The sequence below is a fragment of the Ruminococcus sp. 5_1_39BFAA genome, from assembly GCF_964240875.1.
GTDB lineage: Bacteria > Bacillota > Clostridia > Lachnospirales > Lachnospiraceae > Blautia_A.
The window spans coordinates 1-2,469 of sequence record NZ_CAXSVO010000077.1; the positions used below are offsets into that span (position 1 = coordinate 1).

Consider the following 2,469-nt stretch of genomic DNA (forward strand, 5'->3'; position numbering starts at 1 on the left):
GATAATGACAGTATACAGAGCAACCTGACGACAGGCAACAAAATCTAAAAAATGCTATTTTAAAGGAGCATCAACAGCTAATAAAAAAACATGGAAGAGATATTGGAGTAGATGGTATTATTCTGGAATTGAAAGTTGATTATATGCCGGAAGATGGAATCCGACAGATTAAAGAAAAGAGTTACGTTCCGCTTTTTCAGGGGAAACTTGGAGAGGAATGCAAATATGTGTAGAATCCGAGGTGGCGAAATCAGTTATGACAAAATTCAGATGAAACGTCAATGTAAGGTGGAAGACTTATAAGGGAAATTATGTCGACCTTTTGCAATAGAAAAAGATGTTTTTAATTGCGAGATTAGCCAATTGGTTACTTTTCATATTATACTGGATGTTTAATACTGAAAAGAGTCGCAACTTTTATTTTTGTACTACAGTATTTCTTATTATGGAAAATACTGGATATCTCTGTTATAATTATAGATAATTAGCAGTTATCTGTAAATCAGAAGAGGAATATACGTATGCTTACATCAATAGAATACATTACAGAAAATTTCAATAACCAATTTTGGGAACTTGGAAACGATCTTGGAAATAAATTTGAGGAATACATACATTCAATATTAGCAAAAGAACTGAAACCTTACTATAAAGATGGTTTGCGGATAACAAAAACCTCTCATACACGAGATGATGGTATTGATATTTATATTGAGTCATCAGTTTCATTTGTATTACTGGGAGTTAATTTTGCATTAAATGGAAAAGAGACTATCAAAGTAGTCATAGAATGTAAATCTACAAGTCATAATAAGATTGCGCTGGATAAATTTGCAAGAAATATTATCGAAAACAGTGATATAGATCTGGATTATTTTATATTAGTAACCAATGGAACCATCGTTCCAAGTGCATTTTATGCGGCAATTACAGAATTTCAAAAAAGCAATTGTTGCTTTCTGCTTTTTGACCAGTATTTTCTTCTTCAATTTTTAAATCAATCAGAATACAGTATTGAGTGGAATGCCTGTTTTATTCAGCAGTCGTCGCCTATACAACTACAGTATCAGATAAGAAAAGGAAGGATTGACGGTCGTAATTGCTTTGAGTTATATTTCGACATAAGAAATTACTCTAATCAGCCGACTAATATAAAATTAAATTTGATTTCTAATAGAAATTGGAATATAGAAGACTCACTGAATGAAAAGTTGGTACCGGCTCATCAGGGGATATGTCTTCGCTTTTTGGTAAAAAGAATCTATAACGATGGGCTAAATGATTTTAGATTAAATATATCCTATAATAATCAATCGCAGCTTTTATATATTAAGAATCCGGAAGTTGTCCCGGATTTTCAACCACCATTATCAGGAGCTGAGCATAAAAGAATCATTACACAAATATATAACGAACTATTAGATCTATCGTCTCCTCATTTTTACTATTTATATGGAGAAGCGGGAATTGGCAAAACCCGGATTATCGATGAGATAATCAAAGAGATTTATAGTACTGACTATATTTATTTACATATTTTATGCAAACAAAATAATAAACAAACATTGCGTAATCTTTTATGCAAAGAGCTAAAAATAAGAAATACGGATGAATCCTTACAGAAGATCTTATTTAATTATTTTAAATCAAAACCATTTGCAAGGCTTTTGATTGTAATCGAAGATCTTCATAATGCATCTGATGACTTCTATAGTGAATTAAAGAATATGATAAGCCAAATGTCCGGTATTCCTTGCGCGTGTCTCTTAGCAGGCAGGGAAGATACTACTGTATTTAATGAGTCATTTTTCTCTTGCTCAAGCTGGCTAAAAGAACATACTCAATCATTTGAAATAGTTCCATTCGACGAACCAGACTGCCAGAGATTTATAAAATCTGTGATTAAAGATATTCCTTCGATGGTTTTAGAGAAACTAGCAAATATTTCAAAAGGGAATCCATTTTATATAGTACAGTTTATAGAATACCTGTTAGAAATTAATTTTGCTACTTTACTTAACAGAAATACGGTAGGCATGACCAATGTAAATACGTTTTCAAGTCAGAAATATATGCCATCTAAAATAGAAAGTTTAATTAAAAAACGGAAAGATTGGCTATTACAATTAGATGATGGACAAAAATATGTTGATTTTTTACAAATTCTTTCGTTGTTTGGGATAACTGCGCCTTCTAATATTCTTGAAGAATACTGGGGGAGAGAAAATGCAGAATTAGTTAGCCCTCTATTCACAAAACATTACTTATCTTTGGACGATAATGGCGATATAAAATTTGATCATGAAACGTTATATTTATACTACAATCAACAACTGAAGCATAAACAAAAGCTAACTTATATTAGCAATTTGATTTTAGAACATCATATAGGAATTTGGAATTATTTATCAAACTTCACAAAAGCAAAATTATTATTTTACTCAAAAAAATATAAAGAGTCAGAGAAAT

At 31.0% G+C, this 2,469-nt stretch carries 1 protein-coding gene; it reads left to right on the forward strand.

Annotation, left to right across the window (positions count from 1 at the left end; genetic code table 11):
- Positions 1 to 521: 521 nt before the first annotated feature.
- Positions 522 to 2,469: AAA family ATPase (locus ACESZH_RS23765; RefSeq protein ID WP_373219990.1), on the forward strand; the 1,948-nt coding region annotated here is incomplete at its 3' end.